General features: G+C 38.5%; 22 protein-coding genes. 4 read left to right on the top strand and 18 right to left on the bottom strand.

Going from position 1 to position 19,596, the window contains the following annotated elements; translation table 11 throughout:
* Nucleotides 1-6 precede the first annotated feature (6 nt).
* Both AOB46_RS16350 and AOB46_RS16355 read left to right on the top strand, forming a co-directional pair.
* The gene (locus AOB46_RS16350) at nucleotides 7-828 is read left to right on the top strand and encodes a hypothetical protein (protein WP_062701332.1); all 822 of its coding nucleotides are present in this window, start codon (nucleotides 7-9) and stop codon (nucleotides 826-828) included.
* A gap of 11 nt (nucleotides 829-839) precedes the next feature.
* Entirely contained in the window at nucleotides 840-1,616 is a 777-nt protein-coding gene (locus AOB46_RS16355) for a hypothetical protein (RefSeq protein ID WP_062701334.1), read from the top strand.
* Nucleotides 1,617-1,696: 80 nt separating this feature from the next.
* Here the strand turns inward: AOB46_RS16355 and AOB46_RS16360 are convergent, their stop codons facing one another.
* The 4 genes from AOB46_RS16360 to AOB46_RS16375 form a co-directional block, all read right to left on the bottom strand.
* Nucleotides 1,697-2,467, bottom strand: a complete 771-nt coding sequence (locus AOB46_RS16360; protein WP_062701336.1) for a hypothetical protein — start codon at nucleotides 2,465-2,467, stop codon at nucleotides 1,697-1,699.
* Nucleotides 2,468-2,484: 17 nt separating this feature from the next.
* Complete coding sequence (locus tag AOB46_RS16365; RefSeq protein WP_131724396.1) at nucleotides 2,485-3,234, bottom strand: hypothetical protein; 750 nt, start codon at nucleotides 3,232-3,234, stop codon at nucleotides 2,485-2,487.
* 10 nt (nucleotides 3,235-3,244) lie between these two features.
* The gene (locus AOB46_RS16370; RefSeq protein ID WP_185113882.1) at nucleotides 3,245-3,997 is read right to left on the bottom strand and encodes a hypothetical protein; all 753 of its coding nucleotides are present in this window, start codon (nucleotides 3,995-3,997) and stop codon (nucleotides 3,245-3,247) included.
* Nucleotides 3,998-4,520: 523 nt separating this feature from the next.
* Nucleotides 4,521-5,561, bottom strand: a complete 1,041-nt coding sequence (locus AOB46_RS16375) for an NAD(P)H-dependent glycerol-3-phosphate dehydrogenase (RefSeq protein ID WP_062701342.1) — start codon at nucleotides 5,559-5,561, stop codon at nucleotides 4,521-4,523.
* Between the two features lie 226 nt (nucleotides 5,562-5,787).
* Between AOB46_RS16375 and AOB46_RS16380 the strand changes: the two genes are divergently transcribed.
* Nucleotides 5,788-6,813, top strand: a complete 1,026-nt coding sequence (locus tag AOB46_RS16380; RefSeq protein ID WP_062701344.1) for a M23 family metallopeptidase — start codon at nucleotides 5,788-5,790, stop codon at nucleotides 6,811-6,813.
* 155 nt (nucleotides 6,814-6,968) lie between these two features.
* Here AOB46_RS16380 and AOB46_RS16385 read toward each other — a convergent pair whose 3' ends face one another.
* From AOB46_RS16385 to AOB46_RS16405, 5 genes are all read right to left on the bottom strand, one after another.
* Nucleotides 6,969-8,144: an MBL fold metallo-hydrolase gene (locus tag AOB46_RS16385; protein WP_062701346.1), complete on the bottom strand. Its 1,176-nt coding sequence runs from the start codon at nucleotides 8,142-8,144 to the stop codon at nucleotides 6,969-6,971.
* 18 nt (nucleotides 8,145-8,162) lie between these two features.
* On the bottom strand, nucleotides 8,163-8,816 hold the full coding sequence (locus AOB46_RS16390) for an NAD(P)-dependent oxidoreductase (protein ID WP_062701348.1): 654 nt from the start codon (nucleotides 8,814-8,816) through the stop codon (nucleotides 8,163-8,165).
* Nucleotides 8,817-8,874: 58 nt separating this feature from the next.
* Nucleotides 8,875-9,312, bottom strand: a complete 438-nt coding sequence (locus AOB46_RS16395) for an Rrf2 family transcriptional regulator (RefSeq protein ID WP_241489231.1) — start codon at nucleotides 9,310-9,312, stop codon at nucleotides 8,875-8,877.
* A gap of 40 nt (nucleotides 9,313-9,352) precedes the next feature.
* On the bottom strand, nucleotides 9,353-10,303 hold the full coding sequence (locus AOB46_RS16400; protein ID WP_062701350.1) for a hypothetical protein: 951 nt from the start codon (nucleotides 10,301-10,303) through the stop codon (nucleotides 9,353-9,355).
* Between the two features lie 174 nt (nucleotides 10,304-10,477).
* Nucleotides 10,478-10,987 carry an FKBP-type peptidyl-prolyl cis-trans isomerase gene (locus tag AOB46_RS16405; protein WP_062701352.1) on the bottom strand — a complete coding sequence of 170 codons (510 nt, stop codon included), beginning with the start codon at nucleotides 10,985-10,987 and terminating at the stop codon, nucleotides 10,478-10,480.
* Nucleotides 10,988-11,048: 61 nt separating this feature from the next.
* Here AOB46_RS16405 and AOB46_RS16410 point away from each other — a divergent pair, with 61 nt between their 5' ends.
* On the top strand, nucleotides 11,049-12,050 hold the full coding sequence (locus AOB46_RS16410) for a catalase (protein WP_062701360.1): 1,002 nt from the start codon (nucleotides 11,049-11,051) through the stop codon (nucleotides 12,048-12,050).
* A gap of 284 nt (nucleotides 12,051-12,334) precedes the next feature.
* Here AOB46_RS16410 and AOB46_RS16415 read toward each other — a convergent pair whose 3' ends face one another.
* The 9 genes from AOB46_RS16415 to AOB46_RS16455 form a co-directional block, all read right to left on the bottom strand.
* On the bottom strand, nucleotides 12,335-12,748 hold the full coding sequence (locus AOB46_RS16415; protein WP_062701362.1) for a DUF1348 family protein: 414 nt from the start codon (nucleotides 12,746-12,748) through the stop codon (nucleotides 12,335-12,337).
* Between the two features lie 2 nt (nucleotides 12,749-12,750).
* Nucleotides 12,751-13,275, bottom strand: a complete 525-nt coding sequence (locus AOB46_RS16420) for a TetR/AcrR family transcriptional regulator (RefSeq protein ID WP_206542263.1) — start codon at nucleotides 13,273-13,275, stop codon at nucleotides 12,751-12,753.
* A 263-nt stretch (nucleotides 13,276-13,538) separates the two neighbouring features.
* Nucleotides 13,539-14,597 carry a TerC/Alx family metal homeostasis membrane protein gene (locus AOB46_RS16425; protein ID WP_062701366.1) on the bottom strand — a complete coding sequence of 353 codons (1,059 nt, stop codon included), beginning with the start codon at nucleotides 14,595-14,597 and terminating at the stop codon, nucleotides 13,539-13,541.
* A gap of 88 nt (nucleotides 14,598-14,685) precedes the next feature.
* Nucleotides 14,686-15,294 (bottom strand): TerD family protein, encoded by a 609-nt coding sequence (locus AOB46_RS16430; protein WP_062701368.1) that lies wholly within the window; start codon nucleotides 15,292-15,294, stop codon nucleotides 14,686-14,688.
* A 69-nt stretch (nucleotides 15,295-15,363) separates the two neighbouring features.
* Nucleotides 15,364-16,311 (bottom strand): hypothetical protein, encoded by a 948-nt coding sequence (locus AOB46_RS16435; RefSeq protein ID WP_062701370.1) that lies wholly within the window; start codon nucleotides 16,309-16,311, stop codon nucleotides 15,364-15,366.
* Nucleotides 16,312-16,327: 16 nt separating this feature from the next.
* Nucleotides 16,328-17,497, bottom strand: coding sequence for a toxic anion resistance protein (locus tag AOB46_RS16440; protein ID WP_185113883.1), 1,170 nt, complete (start codon nucleotides 17,495-17,497; stop codon nucleotides 16,328-16,330).
* A gap of 2 nt (nucleotides 17,498-17,499) precedes the next feature.
* Nucleotides 17,500-18,057 (bottom strand): TerD family protein, encoded by a 558-nt coding sequence (locus tag AOB46_RS16445; RefSeq protein ID WP_062701372.1) that lies wholly within the window; start codon nucleotides 18,055-18,057, stop codon nucleotides 17,500-17,502.
* Nucleotides 18,047-18,871: a phosphoribosyltransferase family protein gene (locus AOB46_RS16450; RefSeq protein ID WP_062701374.1), complete on the bottom strand. Its 825-nt coding sequence runs from the start codon at nucleotides 18,869-18,871 to the stop codon at nucleotides 18,047-18,049. Before AOB46_RS16450 ends, AOB46_RS16445 begins: the two co-directional genes overlap by 11 nt.
* 6 nt (nucleotides 18,872-18,877) lie before the next feature.
* The gene (locus AOB46_RS16455) at nucleotides 18,878-19,546 is read right to left on the bottom strand and encodes an HAD family hydrolase (protein ID WP_062701376.1); all 669 of its coding nucleotides are present in this window, start codon (nucleotides 19,544-19,546) and stop codon (nucleotides 18,878-18,880) included.
* Nucleotides 19,547-19,596 lie beyond the last annotated feature (50 nt).

The following is a 19,596-nucleotide window of genomic DNA, read 5'->3' on the forward strand; positions in this document are numbered from 1 at the left end:
TATAACATGAAAAGAAATTATATCCTGCTATTTTTGTCAATAGCTCATATCCTGTGTGCACAAGTTGCCATTGGGAAAACAAATGTAAACACTTCTGCTGTTCTGGAAATATCTGAGTCCACCAATAAAGGTGTACTGCTTCCAAGGGTGGATATTGTGGATATATTAAATAATACGACCCCGATTAACAATCCGGCTGAAGGGCTCCTGGTTTATAATAAAGGAAACTCTATCAGTCCCGGATTATATTTATGGAAAAATAACCGCTGGAGCCAGATTGCAGACACCTATAACCTGGTAAGTTATATGATGCTTCAGAGAAATACTGATTACCCCATATTAGGAGGTTTTGCCAATGGTACTTACAAAAATTTTACTGATGCAGCGTTGACTGTTGTATCCAATGATATCGGAGCCTCTTACAACACAGCTACCGGAGCTATTACTCTTCCGGGAAACAGCGGATATCTGGTGAATGTATGTCTGAATATCAAAACAACCCTGGAAAGCAATTCTGCCGGTATCGGGAGTACGCCAGTACACCTTCATCAGTATCTTGTACGACTCTGGGATCCTGCAACCAATACACAATATGGCAAAACAATCAGCATCAATGCCCAGTCTATTGCCAGTAACAAAACCCATACACTTAACCTGAGCTTTTCTTTTGTAACAACATCCACCACTTCTATCAGTCTGATGCCTTCTATAGCGCATGACGCAGGAGGTACCTATCAGCAGGCAGCCGGGGGAACTCCTCCTAACAATGGAGAAATCATTATCACCAATGCAAAAATTGATATTCAACGGTCTGCACTTAATCAATAAACGAACAAAAAATGAAAAAATATATTTATATCATCTGTATGGCTGTATTGTTTAACAGCGCTACAGTAAAAGCCCAGGTTGGCATTAATACAAACACGCCTAATTCAAGCAGTATACTGGATATTAACTCAACCAACAAAGGTGTTCTTTTTCCACAATATGATCTTATAAGCCTCAACAGCACAAGCAGCCCGGTTTCCAATCCTACGGACGGTCTGATGATATACAACAAAGGAGGGGCCTCTGTTCATCCCAGGGGGTATTATGTCTGGATCAGAAATCAATGGCAGCGTGCTATTCTTTCGGGATCGGAGCCTCAGAGTATGTCCCTGACTATAGGTTCGGGTACTTTGATTCCGGCCAACAGCACCAATAACACGCTTACAGGGTTTACGGTTGCTTCCAATAAAATTACAGGCGCTTCGCTGGGTTCTGACACTTCATCAATTACGTTACCGGCGGGAACCTATATCATCCGGTATTCCGTAGACACCAGCAATGCCAATAATAACAGTGGACCGGCCAATACTCAATATCTGTCCCAGAATTTCACCTGTACACGTTCTTATCTGACGAATTCTGCCGGTACTGCTGCTATAACAGAATCCAACAGGATGTGTGAGCTCTCCAGTTCTTTTACTTTTTTCCAGGGAACCTATTTTCTTACTCTGGCAGCTCCTTTAACGTTTAAACAAAGGTTTGAATTTGATACCGGGAACGGATTTACCGCCAGTAATCTTAATGCAAGATCCTCATTTGTACTGGTGATCACGAAAATGAGCCAGTAAGAAGTTTAAGTATATATAAAAATAAGGCCTTATCGTAAAGGCCTTATTTTTTTGATTATGCAGGTTTTTCTGAAGCCTGATTAAAGATGTTTGTTGATAAGTAATGAACCGGTATAAGGCAAACTATCACTGGCTGCCCAGCCACGTATTCTGAACTGAATCTGTATCTGGGTTCCGGCTGTAATTTGCCCCATCCAATGTACGGGAGTTTGTAATGTAGCAGTACCACCACTCGGCCGATCTCCTGCCATATATGATGTGGCAATTTCCGTATTATCAGTCATATTCATAATCCGTATTCCTTGTATCTGCCCACCACCACCGGTAACAGCCAGCTGAATATTTCCCGAAAAAGAATAAAGCGAGGTTTCGGGAATGGTAAAAGTTCCTGTTGAATGGATATTATTTTGATCATAATACTCTGTAGTAAAATTTATTACAGTCCATTCAGAAAAGTTGGTATTTGGATAATTGAGTGTTCCTGTACTATTTCCCGAAAAAACATGCTGGGTAGTATTGTTATTGGTAATCTCTGTCTGCAATTCCGGAATTTCACTGAAAGCCTGCCAGGCACTATCTGCCCAGATATAAAAGGTGTCTTTTAAGACGTGGTTGGGGGCAGTTCCCGCATTATTCAGGTTATACACGATAAGCCCTTCATCGGCAGGCAGCACAGGAATTGTGGAAATATCTGTAGTACCCTGAAGATTCACCCGCGGGATCAACAACCCTTTATCTGCTGACACAAGATCTAAAACAGCACCCGGGTCCGGAGAGGTTGTACCTATTCCCACCTGAGCTTTTAAAGCAGATATGGTTATAAAAAAGAGAAAAGAGAGTCTGAATTTCATTGTGTTTCATTTTATTGTTAATGTCTGTAAATATTAATCGTACCTGATTCTAACCGGTAAGTTCCTGCACCTAAATTACTAAACCTGTAATTAAAGATCAGGTTGGTATTAGCATTAAAATTTCTGGTTAGGGTAACTGGAATGGATCCTCTATTAAATGATGGTATAACCTTCACAAAGCTGGTTGCAACCGTTGTTCCATTATTTATAATTCTAAGCTCACCTATATTAGTAATCGTTGAACTTTTACTTAAGTCTATCAAAATTTCTACCGTGTAAACTCCACTCTTTGGAAAGATATATCTATCACTGTTCCAGGCGAAATGTTGGTCCAATAAAATTTCTGCACCTGCTAAAGGGATTGTTTTAAAAATAGTAGTTCCAGCAGTATCTGGTTGCTTTGGTCCTACATTAGCACTGAAAACAAGAATAGGTATACGATCCTTATCAGTAATGTTATCGGCAATATTTGTGCTGCCTTGAAAGTGGTACTGGCCATCACTTCCCCAATAAGCAAGCGCTTTGTCTATTCCATTGGAAATATCAGAGCTAGTGTTATATACCATAAGACCGTTAGCCGGAGAAGAAATAGGGGTAAGGGCATCCGTGTTGTTTATTATAGAAAATCCCGGGATACGGAGTGCTTTTGTATTACTATCCAGCTTAAGCATGGCAGACGGTGTCACATTGGAAGACCCTATCACCACCTGTGCCCTACAGATAGATACAGAAATCGTAAAGAATAAAAAAAATAAAAACTTATACATGACTTTATGGTTATTGATTAGATATTTTGCGGATTGATACATTTGGAGTTACTATTCTATAAGCAGAACCTGAAAAAATTAATTGAAAGCTAATTGAATCTCCTACCTCAAGATTAGTAGCAAAAGTATTGGATGCTCCAGCAAATGCCGCTAGCTGATCTTTAGAACTAATAAACTTATGAACAGGTGTTCCATTTTTGAGAATTTGAAAGGTTGTTGTTCCAACTGCTGCTGTATTGGCTCTTATCTCAACTGCATAAGTGATGATATAAACTCCGCGCTCCTGTATCAAATACCTGTTATAAGTAGCACCTTGTCCTAAAGCACCTGCAGGTTCGTCTCTATATAAAGTGTTGAAAGTAAGCAAATTGGAACTTCCGGCTGCAAATGTAGCAGAAATGTTTGTATTGCTTGCGGCAAAAACAGGTTTGACAAAAGGAATTTTAGGTACCTCTGCTTTGCTTTCCGCCTTGGTCCACATCAGCTCCCATGCAGTCCCATTGTACACATAAGGTCCTTTTTTCACTGCATTCTTTCCTGTCCCGGCTATACTTTTGTTGTAGATTACAAATCCAACCTTGGGATTGGGGACTGTAATTTTATCTGCTGCTGAGGTGAGTGAAACCACCGGAAGCATCAGTCCCTTGTCGGATGCTGTAATATCAAGGATGGCAGAAGGATGGGGATTATCTGTCCCGATACCTACACTGCCGAGCTGGGCCATTGCATGGCCGTAAGAAACAGACAATAACAAACAGACCATTGCTTTCCTATTTATCAGTTTGTTTACAATATTGAGAAAATGATAATGTTTTTTCATACGAAAGACCTTATTAATTGAATAAAAAATTAATTGAATAAGAAATTTTTGCCGATATGCAATTTAGGAAAAGCTAAACACAAAAACACGCCTGATAAAAACACTAATACATTGATTATTTACTACTTATAAGTAAAAAAATACAATTATTTTAAAACACAATAAGGTGAAATCAGAAATAATAAAATATAAAGACGAAGAAATAAAGTATTTTTTTCACTTTTAAAAAAAATAAAAATTTAACTTAAAAAAAACATTTTGTATAATATTACACATCAATAAATACAAATTAATTATTTATTTATAAGTATTATTAGGAAATACTCTATGGAGAAGTACAAAGTTTCATAACACAAACTATCTGTACAGCGGGCAAAATAAAACCATAACAGGTATTCTGTTATGGTTTTATGTGAAGACTTAACGTCTGTTTATAAATCATAGCCGGGCTCTCACCGGAATTTCACTAATTCAACTTCGCGGTCAGCTTTTTAAATTGCTTTTCAGCATTCTTACCTTCGTAAAGAATGGCATACACGGTATCAATAATCGGTAATTTAAGACCTTTTTGTTTTGCTGTTTTATAAATGGAATCTGCGGCATAGTAGCCTTCCGCTACCATGTTCATAGACTGGATGGCAGACTTTACAGTATACCCTTTACCGATGAGATTTCCTAAGTTACGGTTTCTTGAGAACAGAGAATAAGCTGTTACCAGAAGGTCCCCCAGATAAGCACTTTCGTTAACATCTCTTGGAGCTTCATAAATAGCTTCCAGGAAGGTTTCCATTTCACGGATCGCATTTGAAACAAAAACAGCGGTAAAGTTGTCTCCATACCCCAATCCGCTGGCTATACCCGCCCCGATGGCAAAAATATTCTTAAGAATTGCACTGTATTCATTTCCCAGAATATCCTTACTTGTATGGACTTTGATAAAGTCTGAGCTGAAAATTCCTTCAAGCTTTTCCGCCGTTTCATCTTCCACGGTTGCTATCGTAAGATAAGAAAGCCTTTCCATAGCCACTTCTTCTGCGTGGCACGGACCAGCAATCACCGCCTGGTTTCTGAACCCTATTTTAAACTCATCACGCAGGTAGTGCGCTACCACATCATTTACTTTAGGAATTATTCCTTTGATTGCTGAAACAAAAATCTTATCTGAATAATCACAGCTCATTTTATCCAATGTATCGGACAGGTAAATGGACGGTGTCGCCAGAACAATCACGTCACAGGCAGATACCAGTTCATTGATATCCGTTGTCAGCTTTAAGCTTTTCAGGTTAAAATGGGCAGCGGTAAGATAGGTCGGGTTATGCCCGCGGAGCTCTATCGCTCCTTTTACAAACTCACTTCTTACACACCAGTGTACTACCTTACAGTTTTCAACAAGCATTTTCACGATAGCAGTGGCAAAACTTCCACTTCCTACCACCCCTACAGAAACCTCTTTATTATTCTTTTTTGGATTCGAGGATTCTGAAATTATTTTCTTTTTAGCCATAATTGGAATGTGAACTGCAAATATATTAAAACAAGATGTAACAAGGCTTTTGAGAGTAATGATAAAACCCATATTCTGAAAAAATTAACACATCCGCACAATTAAATGCTTAATTAAACGTTAAATACAGAAAAATATAATTTTTATTTAAAAATAACCCGCAAAACGTATTTTTACTTAAATTTGCACGCTTACAACCGTTTTATAATATACTAAGAGAAGAAATATGAAGAAATTTCTAAGCAGCAAAAAGAACGTAAACATTCTTCTTGGAGGACTTTTACTAGTAGTTTTTGCACAAGGTGTGGTGATCGCCAGGCTGTTTTCTCAGAAAGATGACAAGACCTACGAGATCAACCTTGTAAAAATAAACACTGAAAAAGACAGTGTAGATTACTTAAAAATGAAAACAGATCTCACTTTAGTAGATCAGACTGTGGCACAGCTTAATTCATTCCTTAAATCCAAAGACATTTCGAATGAAAAACTGATGGCCCTGAGCAAAGACAGTATTTCAAATTCTGTATATCTGGCCAAACAATCCAACCGATACAGCCAGTATTTAATGGATCTGCAGAACAAACTGATGCAGGTTCCCCTTGGAATGCCAACCGATGGCTATATTTCATCTAACTTTGGCATAAGAAAAAATCCTATTCCTTTCAAAACCGTATTTGCATCCGTAAAACCTGCTGTTTCAGCAGAATCCAAACCAGCTACCGCCCCTGCTCCAAAACCAGAGGTAAAACCTGTACCTGTGGAAAAAATTGTAGAAGTTACGGACAGCTATGGAAATAAAAGAGAAATCAAAGTAATGGTTACTCCAAAAGTGGCTCCCGCAGCTCCTGCACCAGCAGCTTCTTCAGCAAAATCTGTTGCAGGAAACATAACTTCCAAAGCGGCAACGGAAAAAAACAACCCTCCTGCAGAAGCTGACCAGATGCAGTTTCACAAAGGACTTGACATTGCTGTTGCTTATGGTTCCGATGTAAGAGCCGCAGCAGCAGGAACTGTTATTTTCTCCGGTCAGAAAGGAGGTTACGGAAACTGTGTTATCGTTTCCCATGGTAACGGACTGGCTACACTTTACGGGCATTTATCACAGCTTGTTTCAAAAGTTAACGATAAGGTAAAAGTGGGACAGGTTATTGCCAAATCCGGAAATTCCGGACGTTCTACCGGACCTCATCTTCATTATGAAGTACACAAAAACAATACACCGGTTAATCCGAAATTGTTTATGAATTTATAACAACCAACGGCTGCCTTTTTAGGCAGCCGTTTTTTCTTTACAGATTTAATTGTGAACGTAAAAAGTCTAAGGTCTGTAGATTTTTATATTGTTATTTAATTAAAACGTAACAGGGTAGAAAAAGCTGCTGTACAAACGGACAGCAGCTGTAGTATTTATTTCAGGATTCTGAATGTAGCTTTCAGATGCCTGAATGATCCATCCGGACCGGCAATATTCGTATACACAAGATTTTTATTGTAATCCTGAATATGGGTAACATTGAAGCCAAGATGAGGTTCATGCCAATAGACCATAAAAATATTCCCAGCAACTTCTACAGCAGTATACTGCACCGTATCTGTACTGTTTTTTGAGCTTCCGCCCGTTCCGGTGAATGTCATTGTTTTGTTATCTTTAAAATCCAGAAGGAATTTTTCGGTTCCGAAATCCACTTCAATCTTACGGCCGATAGCAGGATATGGAGATTGAAGCCTCCATTGCATTTCTCCAAAAAAAACTTTTACGCCCATTTCCAGCTCTTCTTTTCCGGAAAGTTCAGGATACTTTCTGGCCATAAAATTCACAACCGCATCTGTTGTCCTGTTTTCTGTAACTGCTTTTCTGTAATTCTCAAGGTAGTTTTTCATAAAATCAAGAGACTTTGGAGACAGAGAGTTTTCTGAAAAATGAGAAGGGACAACCTGTTCCGGTTTCAGGGCTTTCATCGCATCAATCTGAGCAATCCACAGATCAACAGCCTTCAGGTTCTGAGTATCTGCCATCCACAGATGCGAACCCGTGGAAACAGAAATTCCTCCGGCAACTGTTTTTAAGGAAGGGATCCATAAAAAACTATGGGCCGGATCTTCAGGGTTCTGTTTTATTTCAATCTTATTTCCTTCCAGATCCGGAATAGTATTTACCGCTTGCGGAATGATAATTTCTGCCGGAGCATCTTCTTTGAGCTGCGGTTTCCATACTGCTATTTTATCATCTTTTGAAGCTGAAATAAGGTAAGCAGTCTGAGCAGTGGAAACAATTTCTGCGTCAGGAAATGCTTTATGAATCACATCTAATCCGAAATAGAAATCGGGGTCGCTGTGGGAAATAAAAACAGTTTTCAGATTTTTTCCTGTCGCTTTTATTTCTTTTACCAGCTGTTCAGCGTATTGTTTCTGGAACTGGGCATCAATAAGCACAGCATCCTTATCTCCATAAATGATTGTGGACGTAACAGAAAAAATTGCTTTTGCCCCCGGATTGTATACTTTAATCTTCAGATTTCCGGCTGACAGCATGCTTACGAAAGCCAGCAGAACAATCAGAGGTAATACTTTCTTTTTTAACATGGGTTGGTTTATGATGATTTAATAAGCGGCGGTAAAACGTTCGCGGATGTGGTTGTTCTGTTCCAGCTCATCCACAAGGGCTACTGCTACATCTTCTACGGAAAGACGGCTTCTTCCGTTTTCGTCAAAAACCGGAGTTTCCAGGGAAGTTCTGTATTTTCCTGTTCTTTCTCCTGTATTGGCCTGATTCATTTCAATGGCCGGGCTGAAGAACGTCCAGTCTAAGGTATTATTTTCCTTGATTTTGTTAAGATAATCCCTTGCTGCTGTTGCTCCGGGCTTATAGGCTTCAGGAAAATCAGGTGTGTCTACAATCTGTACGTGGTCTGGTGTATACAGGCTCCCTGCCCCTCCTACTACAATCAGTCTTTTAACCCCGGATTCTTCCACTGCTTTTTCAATGTTCTGAGATCCGTTCAGGAAATCATGGTAAAGATTTGGGTTTGCCCATCCTGCATTGAATGCGCTGATCACAGCATCGCTTCCTTTTAAAGCTTCTGCCAGCTCATTTACATTATTTACATCCACACTTTTTGCGGTTACATTGGTTTGTGTTTTTACCTTCGATGCATCTCTCACTAAAGCTTCCACTGCATATCCTCTTCCTGCTAATTCATTAACGATCTGTGTTCCTACAAATCCTGTTGCTCCAATTACGGCTACTTTTTTCATTTTGTTTTATTTTTAAATTAATTGTAATAAATTTTGTTACATTTACAGATAAAAAATTTTATCCAAACTGTTCGGAAAATTCTTTCAATGACTTGTTTCCCAGGAAGCTGACCACCAGTTTATCGGTTTCTTCAAACAAGGTATCCAGATGTACATTAATTTCTTTCCCAACACTACAGGCCGGATTGGGATTCTGATTTTTCTTCCCTAAAACTTCCGTGTTTTTCACGGCCTGGTAAATTTCAGAAATGCTGATTTCTTCGGCACTTCTCGCTAAATGGCTTCCGCCGTCTTTCCCTTGTCTGCTCGCAATAAGACCTGCCTCTCTCAATACGCTGATCTCCTTTCGGACAACCACCGGATTGACATTGATGCTGCCGGCGATCCAGTCGGATGTAAGCCATTCCTGAGGACTTTTCGCCAGTAGGGTCATAATATGTATTGCTGTAGCAAATCTTGTATTGTTCATTGTAATTACCGGACAAAGGTAAAACATTTTTCTAAATGTAACAAATATTATTACAGTTAAATTTTTCTTAAAGGATTAACCGGTCTAAATCCAGCAGCAGATAATTGATGTTCTGATTAATGGTTCTGGTTGCCGATTGCATCTGGTTGAGCATAGCTGCCCGGTTATGAAGGTCATTCGCCCTGTAGTACCCTCCATCACTGAAAATCACCGACTGATCTGCATTTTGCCTGTCATCATCAAACTGGTAATGCAGCCATCGTTCTTTCATATTTCCGATAATGGAACGGGATTCTCTGTTTGAGAATTTTTTTTCTGTATACATGTACCAGATGAAAGGCGGAAAATTCGGGGACTCCAGTTTTTCTCTCCAAATATCTCTTAAAAGATTTCTCTGATGAATAAATTCCACTTTTTTACCTTTAGGATTGAGAGTAGCAAGACCGAAGCCGGCTCCTAAAACCCCTCCTCCGATATCTATGGCATTACTCCAGCCTTCATCTTTCACAATTCCGCCTGCAATGGAAGCAGCTGCTCCTGCAATAATAGAATATAGAATCAGTTTGTTATTTCTTGAATCATTCAGGTTATCCACATAATTTCCGATCTGGGCCACTCTTTCCCCTTCACAGTCAAATTCTGCAGCAACAGCATCCAGTTCTGTAAGAGCAATGGTAATTTTACTGTTGATTTTACTTTTAAGCTGCAATACTTTCACCTGGGAAGCCAGGGAAGAGTCTTTTTTCAGTTCCATGATCTGGTGAACCTCATCAAGGTTATCCAGTGCATTCAGAATAAGGATACTCTGGTCAGAAAAAGTCTGTTTCAGGTCTTTGTTCGCTGCCAGAATGGAATCGGAATTATAAGACGGGACTTTATTACTGTAATTGTATTTGAAAGGCGCTTTGCAGTAGCTGTCTTTAAGGGTGAGGATATTCTGTCTGATGACCTGGTTTTTTCTGGAAACACAGGAAGCCATCAGCACAGAAACAGCCAAAAAATAAAACAATTTTTTCATTCAGTCGGATATTTAAATACGATCAGGACAGTCCGGACCGCCTGATACAGCTAATTTAAGATAAAATTCTTTCCTTTTAACCACCGAACTTAAAATTTAGTTCAGTTTAGCCGTATTATAAATAAAAAAATTTACCTGAATACAGGTAAATTTTTAAATATTTTCAGGCATTACTTACTTAATATCCAGCAATTCCACTTCAAAAACAAGGGTACTGTTGGGGCCGATCTCTTTACTGATCTGCTGATCTCCATACGCTAAATGCGGCGGGATAATCAGTCTCCATTTGCTGCCTACAGGCATCAGCTGAAGAGCTTCCGTCCATCCTGCAATTACTCTGTTTAAAGGGAATGATGCCGGGGTACCTCTTTTTACGGAGCTGTCAAAAACTTTTCCTGCAATGGTTGTTCCGTGATAGTGGCATTTTACGGTAGATTTAGGTCCCGGTTTTGCTCCGTCGCCTTCGGTAATAATTTCGTATTGTAAACCGCTTGGAAGCTGTACAACGCTTTCTCTCTTACCATATTCATGCATATATTCCTGACCATCTTTCAGGTTTTTCTCCGCCTGTTCTTTTTTACGTTTAAATAACATATCTGCTACTCCCATACTATAATTTTTTACAAAGATAGGTCTTTTTAACGTTGAAAATAGTTTTTCCGTCTGCTGAAAGAATTCAAACATCTTTAATATTATGTTAACACAAAATCAGAAACTTGGCGTTATAATTGAATTTAAAAACTAAATGCCACATTCACTAAAATATAATAAGAAATTCGATGAGCTGAATGAAGAGGAAAAAAAGCTTTTGGAAATCAATAAAAAAAGTATTGCTGATTTTGTTGAACACTCCTCCTCCATCAGCGATGTCAACTACGCTACCCGGAATGCCCATGCCAAAACTTATGCAGTTACGGAAGGCTTTTTCTATGCTGATGAAAATATTCCCGAAGAATTTCGCCATTTCTTTGACAAAGACAGATTCGACCTAATCATCCGGCTTTCCAATGCCCGGCTCAAGATTAAGAATTCCGGGAAAGATATTCCGGCCTATGGATTTGCAGTGAAAATAAAGAATGAAAACGGAGGAACTATCGCTAATTTTCCACTGGTGAATTTTCCTTTATTCCCTGTTAATTCAGTTTCAACATTTCTGAAGCTTTTTACCGCTGTGAACAGGCTGTATATGAAAAAATGGAACAGTATCTTCACTATCCTTGCCCAAAGCATTAAAATAATTCCATCCTTATTAACTTTATCTTTTGCCAGAAATATTCTGAAGCTGATCCGTAAAAGAAATGATTTTATCCTGTCTTTTGATTATCATTCTGTAGGGGCTTACCGTCTTGGTGATCATATCATTAAAATAAAGTTAATCCCACAGTCTGCTGATCCTCATTTTGGAACTCAGCTTACCACCAAAGAAGCCGTAAAAACCTATTTGAAAGATCATGATTTTACAGCTGAAGTTTTGATTCAGCTTTGTTATGATCTGGAAAACCAACCAATTAACAGGCTTAACACAGAATGGAAGAATTCTCCTTTTATTAAAATCGGTGAGGTGCTGATAAAGAAAAATTCTCTTCTTGATCCGCGGGACTGTACCAATGAGTTGCTTTCATTTAACCCGTTTGAAAGTATGGCTGCTTTTCAGCCGGTGGGGAAAATTCAGAAACTGAGGGATGAGGCTTATAAAACTTCAATACAGACGAGAAGGAAGATCAATAAGCTTTTGCATGGGAAATAATTTCCACCTGTCACAGAAGAAAGAATATGCCCAACCTGTGTATTCTGGAGATAAAAATATTCATCAACATTTGTGGAATATGTGGGAAATTTCAAGGAAAAAATTCGGGCATCCCGGCCTATGAAATATTTTTAAACCACAAAAGACACAAAAGGCTTTACGCTTAGTAGAGATAAGTTTACAACACGACGCATAAAAGGACACATGAGTTTTTAGAAATCTATGATTTCTTTTGAATAATTAATTGAAAGAAAAAAAGACTGCCATGATAACAGTCTCTGTGATTATTTAAATTTCCGGTCTTCTTCTTTAATAGGTAAATCGTTGATGCTTGCGAATCTTTTCTTCATTAATCCGTTCTCATCAAATTCCCAGTTTTCATTTCCGTAGGCTCTGAACCAGTTTCCGTCTTTTGTACGGTATTCGTATTCAAAACGGACCGCGATACGGCTGTCTGTATGGGCCCAGTATTCTTTTTTAAGCTTATAATCCAGTTCTTTTTTCCATTTGCTTTGAAGAAACTTTACAATCTCTTCTCTTCCGTTGATAAAAGTATCCCGGTTTCTCCATTCACTATCCCGCGTATAAGCTTCAGATACTTTTTCAGGATTCTGGCTGTTCCATGCGTCTTCTGCCATCTGTATTTTTTGCATTGCCGTTTCAAAGGTGAAAGGCGGAAGCGGATGTTTCTGTTCCATTGTTAAGGTATTAGATTGGTGATTATTTTTTTTGAACGCTCTATTAATTCATTGGTCCTGAAAACCTGGCTTTCGATAATACTGCTTTCAAAAAGCATATAAATGTGATCAGAGAGGGCTTCGTCTTTCAGTAATTCCAGAAAATATTTTCTGAGTGCTGCTTTATGGTCCATGATCTCCTTCATTATTTTTACATTATCTGTAGGAATTTCCGACAGAATATTCAGGAAGCTGCATCCCCTGAAATTCTCTTTTTCATTCATATACATCAGGAAATCAAAGGCTGTGAGGATTCTGGATTTCAGATCTTTACTTTTTGCTGAAAATTGTTCAAGCTCATTAAACCAGTAAACATGTCTTACTTTAAGAAATTCTACGCAAAGGTCTTCTTTGGACTTGAAATACTGGTAAAAGCTGGCTTTTGCCACGCCGGCATCTGAAATGATCTGGTTGATTCCTGTAGAGTTATACCCCTGCCTGGCAAACAACCCGAATGTTGCTTCTACAATTCTTTCTCTTGGAGACATCATAATATTTTGTTTTTGTGTTCTGCAAATCTACAACAAAAAGAAAATATAGACAAACCGGTCTGTATTTTATTGTAAGATAAAAAATGAAGACGGAGCACGGCAGCTGATAGCTTTTACAGGAAATGTCCGGATATTATTGATTCAATATTAAAATTTCTATGAGTTCAAAAAAAATGGTCACACCTGCGTAAAAAAGCAATTCTCCATTATTCAAATCAAAAAAAATCCCCCGGAATAAAAATCCCGGGGGCTTGTCTGTATTATTTTATCTGTTCTTCATTTTCTTCCAGTTTCTCTTTCTCCTCTTCTTCCTTATCAGGGAAAATGATGGATAATAGAACCGAGATGACCAATACCCCTCCTACAATTCCTAAAGAAATCGGAGACGGAATATGGATCCACGGCGCAATAAGCATTTTTACCCCGATAAAGGACAGGATAATCGCCAGTCCGTAAGGAAGCTTGCTGAACATATGGATAAAGTTCGCTAATAAGAAATATAATGATCTAAGTCCCAGGATAGCGAAAATATTTGATGTATACAGGATGAACGGGTCATTGGAGATCGCGAAGATCGCCGGAATTGAATCTACTGCAAAAAGAACGTCTGTAAATTCAATTACCCCAACCACAACTAAAAGTGGTGTTGCCATTTTGATTCCGTTCTGTACTGTAAAGAATTTATCGCCATCGTAATTATCGGAAACTTTCCAGAAACTTTTGATGAGTTTTGCTCCTGCTGTATTGCTGTAATCTTCATCATCACCGTCATCACCATCTCCCCATGATTTGATCCCTGCATATACAAGAAATAATCCGAATAAGGTCATTACGACGTTGATTTTTACGGCTTCTCCGAAGATATTCATTTCAGGAAGGTAGGTCAGATTGATCAGTCCTACTCCGGCAAAGATAAATATCGCCCTGAACACCAATGCACCGATGATTCCCCAGAAGAGAACTTTGTGGTGAAGGTATTTCGGAACTTTAAAGAAACCGAAAACAAGAATAAAGACGAACAGGTTATCTACAGAGAGGGCTTTCTCAATCCAGTAGGCAGCCTGATACTGGGTAAATTTCTCTATCGCCAGCGCATGGCTTTCGGGAGTTCCGTCTGTATTGAAAACCCAGTAAACGACTCCTGAGAATACCATGGACAGCGAGATCCATACGACAGACCAGATGGTAGCTTCTTTGGATGATACTTCGTGACTTTTTTTATTGAATACTCCTAAGTCCAGGAGCAGCATGATAACGACTGTTATCGCGAATCCCCACACCAGGCCAGGGTGCAGATCTATAATACTTTGATGTTCCACTTGAGTTATGTGTTATTATATGACAAAAGCAATAGCTGTACAGGGTACAAGTATTGCTGTTTTATTTATTTTTCTGATTGATAATTCCTTACAAATAATTCATCTGTACGGTCTGTATAGTCTGCTCCAGTTTTCGGTCTGAAGTGGGATCTCCGATAGCATTGAATTTCCACTCTCCGTTTCTCTTGTAGAATACTCCCATAACCATGGCAACATGTCCACTGAAAGAAGCATCGTTAGCAACGTCATATTTAGCAAAAATTTCTTTCACATTCGTTGGAGTTCCTTCGTAAATACGGATGGAAGCAAAGGGAATTGTTGCAAAATCCTGCCCCTGGTAGCTGTTCAGTACCATGGCAACATGCTCAACGTTAGGTTCCAGCTGGCTGAAATCTACCGTGATTACTTCATTATCCAGCCCGTCATCACCGTTTACGTCCCCTGTAAGGTCGTCTCCGCTGTGTCTTACGGAACCGTTTCTTGATTTAAGGTTTCCAAAGTAAATTACCTCTGTAACGTTTTTGTTTGAGTCATATAAAATGCAGCTTCCGTCTAAGTCTACTGCTTCTTTTTTAGTTCCAAATAGTCCTTTTTTTTCAATCGCACCCCAGTTGATCCCCACACACGCCTGGTTAAGCGTTGCACCGTTCTCTTTTTTCAGGTTGATTCTCTGACCTTTTTGTAAGTTAATCGCCATGTTTTAAAGTTTGTAATTGTTGTTATTTTTACGAAAAGCAAATGATTGATCTGCTTCTCAAATTTCGTTTTAATTATTATTCAAATTCAGATTAAGCATTGCGCGCAGGATATTCGTTTCTTCGTCAAAATCGAATACTTTGCTCATAATGTCTATGTTTTCCAGGTTCCGGAGATAGTCTTTCAATACGTTTTCCACTTCCGGAGTGAGGGTCCGCTTTCTTTCATTCATAGAACCTTCCAGCTGCTCATTTTTATTTTTCAGCTGGTTGATGATGGAACTCTGATTGGATTCATTTTCGGATATATCCAACTTATCTAATTCATGCTCAAAAAGATAGAGTTTTTTATCATCTATACTGAAAATAAAATAATCATCGGATTGAAAAATCTTAAAAAGCTCATACTCATGAATCCCGATAAGATAACCGCAGACAAAACGGACTTTAAATCCCTGTATATTCAGTCTTCCCAAAAGTTTTCTTTCGATGGCAAAATCCCTGTATTGATAAGCAGGAAAAGTGCCCGGCTTCAGCAATGTTTCATCTGCCTGTGTGCGGTAAAATTCCTGTGCATATTTTTTATGAAAATACGTCACATCATCCCAGTTAGCCGTAAAGGTATCTTCTGTGAGGTCTTTATACACTGTCTTCAGATGCCGGGAAAATATACCGCTGTACATTTTCCTGTCTGTCTCAAAGCTATCAGCTCTTTTTTCCTCAAATCCTGTAATATATTTGCTGTTGACATCAATTTCGTTAATGACAGCCAGCATTTCGTTTTCCTTCTGCCTTTTGATCTTGTTGAGAAGCTCAATCAGGCTGTCGGTATACTGAAGGTGGAAAAGTTCCAGCTTATTAAAGTCCAGTGCCTTATTTTCCTGGAACAGATTATGGATAATATCGGTTTTAATGTAAATCGATATAATGTCAATATGTTCAAAAAAATTAGCAAGAAGCTTAAGCTTAGTTAACCTTCTTCTGCTCTGAGACATTATGGTTGCTGCATCATCCCCCACCTTGGTATCCTGTTATTTAACCTCTTACGTTGGCTTTTAATTCGTGTTCTAATGTCTGAAGATCCTGATCCAGTTTTCTTCTGCTTTCCGCACCCTGCTTCTGGATTTGTTTTACTTCATTCAGCGTATTGATAAGCATTGAAGTTGTTTCTCTTAATGTTTCCACAGAGACAATAGTCTGCTCGTTCGCTCTGGCAACATTCACTGAATTCTGTCCAAGGCGTTCTGCATTCTTTCTTAGGATCTCTTCTGTTGTGGAAGACACTTTCTGCTGAATTTCAATATTCTGCTGCTGTCTGTACATCGCTACAGCCAGTGACAACTGGTTTTTCCATACCGGAAGTGTTGTCGTAAGGATGGTTTGTGCTTTTTCTGCAATAGAAACGTTGTTATTCTGTACCAGCCTGATCTGCGGAAGGGACTGCATCATGATCACACGAACCACTTTAAGATCTGCCATTCTGCGGTCTAACCTTGCAATGAAATCTCGTTTATCCGCAATCTGATAATCCTGATAGTTCTGCGGAGCAGCTTCCATCTGAGCCAGTTCAGCAGCAGCTCTTTCCATTCTCAGACTTCCTGCAATTACAAGGTCTTCAATCTGCTTGATAGAGTTCACATTGCTTTCAAAGATCGTCTGAAGAACAGCATTATCTTTTGTAGAAGTAATGATTCCTGCATTTACTTTATAGGAGATCTGCTCGATATTATTGATGATCTTGTCGTATTTGGTAAACAGATTTTCAACCTGGGTTATGACCTTCTTCATGAACGGCAATTTGCTCAGGAAGCTTTTTACTTTATTACTGTTCAGTTCATCTACGTCTACATAATTAAGCTCAACAAGCAGGTCATTGATAAGTACCCCTACTTCTCCTGAGTTGGATCTTCTTACATTTCCTAAGAAGCTGTCACTCTGATTGGAAAGCGTTTTCTGAAGCTCGGCACCGTAATTTACGATAGATCCCGGATTGGTTTCATCAATTGAATTGGCCAGTACTTCATACTTCTGACGGTCTTCTGACTGCATCTGCGTCAGGTTTACATTTCCTTCCCTATCCACAAGAACCGGTGGTGCTGTATTTTGAGCAGGCTGCGCCGGAGGCGTCATTGGAGCAGGCTCAAATGTTTTAAGAGGCTCAATAGATCCGTATGGATCCGTTGGCTGATTTCCCTGATTATCCATAATTACTTCTGATAAATTGATACAAACTTGTCAAGGCCATCACGCTGTCCTGCGCCTACGGCCTCAAATTTCCATTCTCCGTTTCTGTTGTAGATTCTTCCGAATTCTACTGCCGTTTCGATTGAGAAATCTTCGTCCAGTTCATATTTTAAGATTTCTTCATTCGTATCTGTATTGAAAATTCTGATGAAAGAATTTCTTACCTGTCCAAAGTTCTGTTTTCTGGAATCAGCTTCGTGGATGGTTACTACAACTGTAATCTCTTTGATAGCGGAATCTATTTTTGTAAGATCTATTTTGATCTGCTCATCATCTCCCGATCCCTCACCGGTAAGGTTATCTCCGGTGTGGATTACAGCTTTATCCGGGGATTCAAGGTTGTTATAGAAGATAAAATGGTTATCTGAAACCAGTTTTTTATCTTCTCCAAGCAGGAATAAAGAAGCGTCAAGGTCAAATGCGGTTCCTGTAGAAGTATTATTGATATCCCATCCTAAACCTACAGTGAATTTAGGTGCGTTAATGTTTTCTCTTTGTCCTTTTTGTAAGTTAATAGCCATAGTGTAATTCCGTTTGTGTTAAAAAATTGATGTTATTTTCGTATTCTTTTATTAAATGATAATTATTGCTGATCGCCAGCTCCAGAAGAAGATCCATCTGCTCCTTCTTTACTTTAGACGTAAGATAGTCAAAATTACTTGAATCCAGCCCTAAAATATATTTTACAATTCTGGTATTAAACTGAAAACTTGGTTTCAGCATGACTTCTGCAATATGTTTTACGTTTTTTACTGCATAATAATTGAAGAAGTTTTCTATTTTCGGATCAATATCAGAATTCATCAGCTCTGCATAATACAGAAACATAAAGTCTGCTTCCACATTATACTGGTTCAGAATTTTGTGAACCGTGTATTCGTGGCTTCCTGTAATTTTTATATCGTCTATAAAAATACAAAGTTTTCCTCTTAAAAAATCTTTATCAATGTAATAAGTATCGTTTGCGATAAGATTTTTACGGTCTTCAAAGTTCAGATTCCCATAATCTGTGATGTATGTATGATTTCTGTTGATCTTAGAAAGGATACTTGACCTTTTTCCTTTCTGAAAAAGAAAATGATCCAAATGCTTTTTAAAATAAAAGCATAAAAAATTAGAGGCTGTAGGAATCGCCATATATGGGCTTGGAAGCACTACGATCTCTTTGTCTGTATCTAAAAGATATTCATATCCGGCAATAAAGCCATCAAATAACTCTTTCGCAAATTTTTCAGCATACGACTTATCGCCGTATTTGAAATAGCTGTATTCTGCGGGCGAAAAAGTAAATTCATCCGCCGAATGAATGTGATGTAAACTGTATCTGTTGTCCATATTGATTTAGTGTTTAAGTAAGTGTGCACTGAAACCGAAATCTTTTGCTCCCTTGTAATCGGCAACCGGATTATCTCCGATATGTAGAATTCGGTGAAGTGGCAGCTCCTGATCTGCAATGTTATTCTTCACTTCCTGAAAAATAAGCGGATTGGGTTTGGAGCAGTTGATCTCATCAGAATAAATATGAAAATCTATGTATTGATCCAGATTTTCACCTTTGAGGAATTTCCTCATCGTTGTTCCTTTAATGAAACCTGTATTGCTTAAGATGTTGATTGTTTTTCCTTTATTTTTAATTTCATCAAAAAAACGATGAATATTTTCAAAAATAACAACAGGCCTGTATTCCAGAAAAAGCGCTTCACTTTTCAGATAAAATTCTTCCAGGCTTTTTCTATCCAACTGTTTTACATCAACATTCATTGAATTCAAGATCAATAAATAGATTTCAAAAGTATCTATATTCCCTCCGGTTACTTCATTGATGGTATTGCAAAGATCATCGTAATATTTTACAGCTTTCGCAACTTCATCAATTGATTTATCAATATTGAAATACGAGGAGAACAGCTCAACTCTTTTTGTTTTAAATTCAGGATGAGATTTGATTAAGGTGAGCCACAGGTCAAAGGAAAAATGACAGTGGTTATGAATGTCGATATCTGTTTTCAATCGTTTTAAGTTAAAAGTTTTATTTAGCTTCTTGAAAAAGATTTAAAAAT

Source organism: Chryseobacterium indologenes (assembly GCF_001295265.1).
GTDB classification, from domain to species: Bacteria; Bacteroidota; Bacteroidia; order Flavobacteriales; family Weeksellaceae; genus Chryseobacterium; species Chryseobacterium indologenes_A.

Excerpts from the sequence above, each read along its gene's own strand:
- AOB46_RS16445 (WP_062701372.1), bottom strand. The coding sequence starts at position 18,057 with ATGGCTATTAACTTACAAAAAGGACAAAGAGAAAACATTAACGCACCT.
- AOB46_RS16405 (WP_062701352.1), bottom strand. The coding sequence starts at position 10,987 with ATGTTTGAATTCTTTCAGCAGACGGAAAAACTATTTTCAACGTTAAAA.
- AOB46_RS16400 (WP_062701350.1), bottom strand. The coding sequence starts at position 10,303 with ATGAAAAAATTGTTTTATTTTTTGGCTGTTTCTGTGCTGATGGCTTCC.
- AOB46_RS16350 (WP_062701332.1), top strand. The coding sequence starts at position 7 with ATGAAAAGAAATTATATCCTGCTATTTTTGTCAATAGCTCATATCCTG.
- AOB46_RS16390 (WP_062701348.1), bottom strand. The coding sequence starts at position 8,816 with ATGAAAAAAGTAGCCGTAATTGGAGCAACAGGATTTGTAGGAACACAG.
- AOB46_RS16450 (WP_062701374.1), bottom strand. The coding sequence starts at position 18,871 with ATGGACAACAGATACAGTTTACATCACATTCATTCGGCGGATGAATTT.
- AOB46_RS16380 (WP_062701344.1), top strand. The coding sequence starts at position 5,788 with ATGAAGAAATTTCTAAGCAGCAAAAAGAACGTAAACATTCTTCTTGGA.
- AOB46_RS16415 (WP_062701362.1), bottom strand. The coding sequence starts at position 12,748 with ATGGAACAGAAACATCCGCTTCCGCCTTTCACCTTTGAAACGGCAATG.
- AOB46_RS16355 (WP_062701334.1), top strand. The coding sequence starts at position 840 with ATGAAAAAATATATTTATATCATCTGTATGGCTGTATTGTTTAACAGC.
- AOB46_RS16395 (WP_241489231.1), bottom strand. The coding sequence starts at position 9,312 with ATGTTTTACCTTTGTCCGGTAATTACAATGAACAATACAAGATTTGCT.
- AOB46_RS16440 (WP_185113883.1), bottom strand. The coding sequence starts at position 17,497 with ATGGATAATCAGGGAAATCAGCCAACGGATCCATACGGATCTATTGAG.
- AOB46_RS16410 (WP_062701360.1), top strand. The coding sequence starts at position 11,049 with ATGCCACATTCACTAAAATATAATAAGAAATTCGATGAGCTGAATGAA.
- AOB46_RS16375 (WP_062701342.1), bottom strand. The coding sequence starts at position 5,561 with ATGGCTAAAAAGAAAATAATTTCAGAATCCTCGAATCCAAAAAAGAAT.
- AOB46_RS16430 (WP_062701368.1), bottom strand. The coding sequence starts at position 15,294 with ATGGCGATTAACTTACAAAAAGGTCAGAGAATCAACCTGAAAAAAGAG.
- AOB46_RS16420 (WP_206542263.1), bottom strand. The coding sequence starts at position 13,275 with ATGTCTCCAAGAGAAAGAATTGTAGAAGCAACATTCGGGTTGTTTGCC.
- AOB46_RS16385 (WP_062701346.1), bottom strand. The coding sequence starts at position 8,144 with ATGTTAAAAAAGAAAGTATTACCTCTGATTGTTCTGCTGGCTTTCGTA.
- AOB46_RS16360 (WP_062701336.1), bottom strand. The coding sequence starts at position 2,467 with ATGAAATTCAGACTCTCTTTTCTCTTTTTTATAACCATATCTGCTTTA.
- AOB46_RS16365 (WP_131724396.1), bottom strand. The coding sequence starts at position 3,234 with ATGTATAAGTTTTTATTTTTTTTATTCTTTACGATTTCTGTATCTATC.
- AOB46_RS16370 (WP_185113882.1), bottom strand. The coding sequence starts at position 3,997 with ATGGTCTGTTTGTTATTGTCTGTTTCTTACGGCCATGCAATGGCCCAG.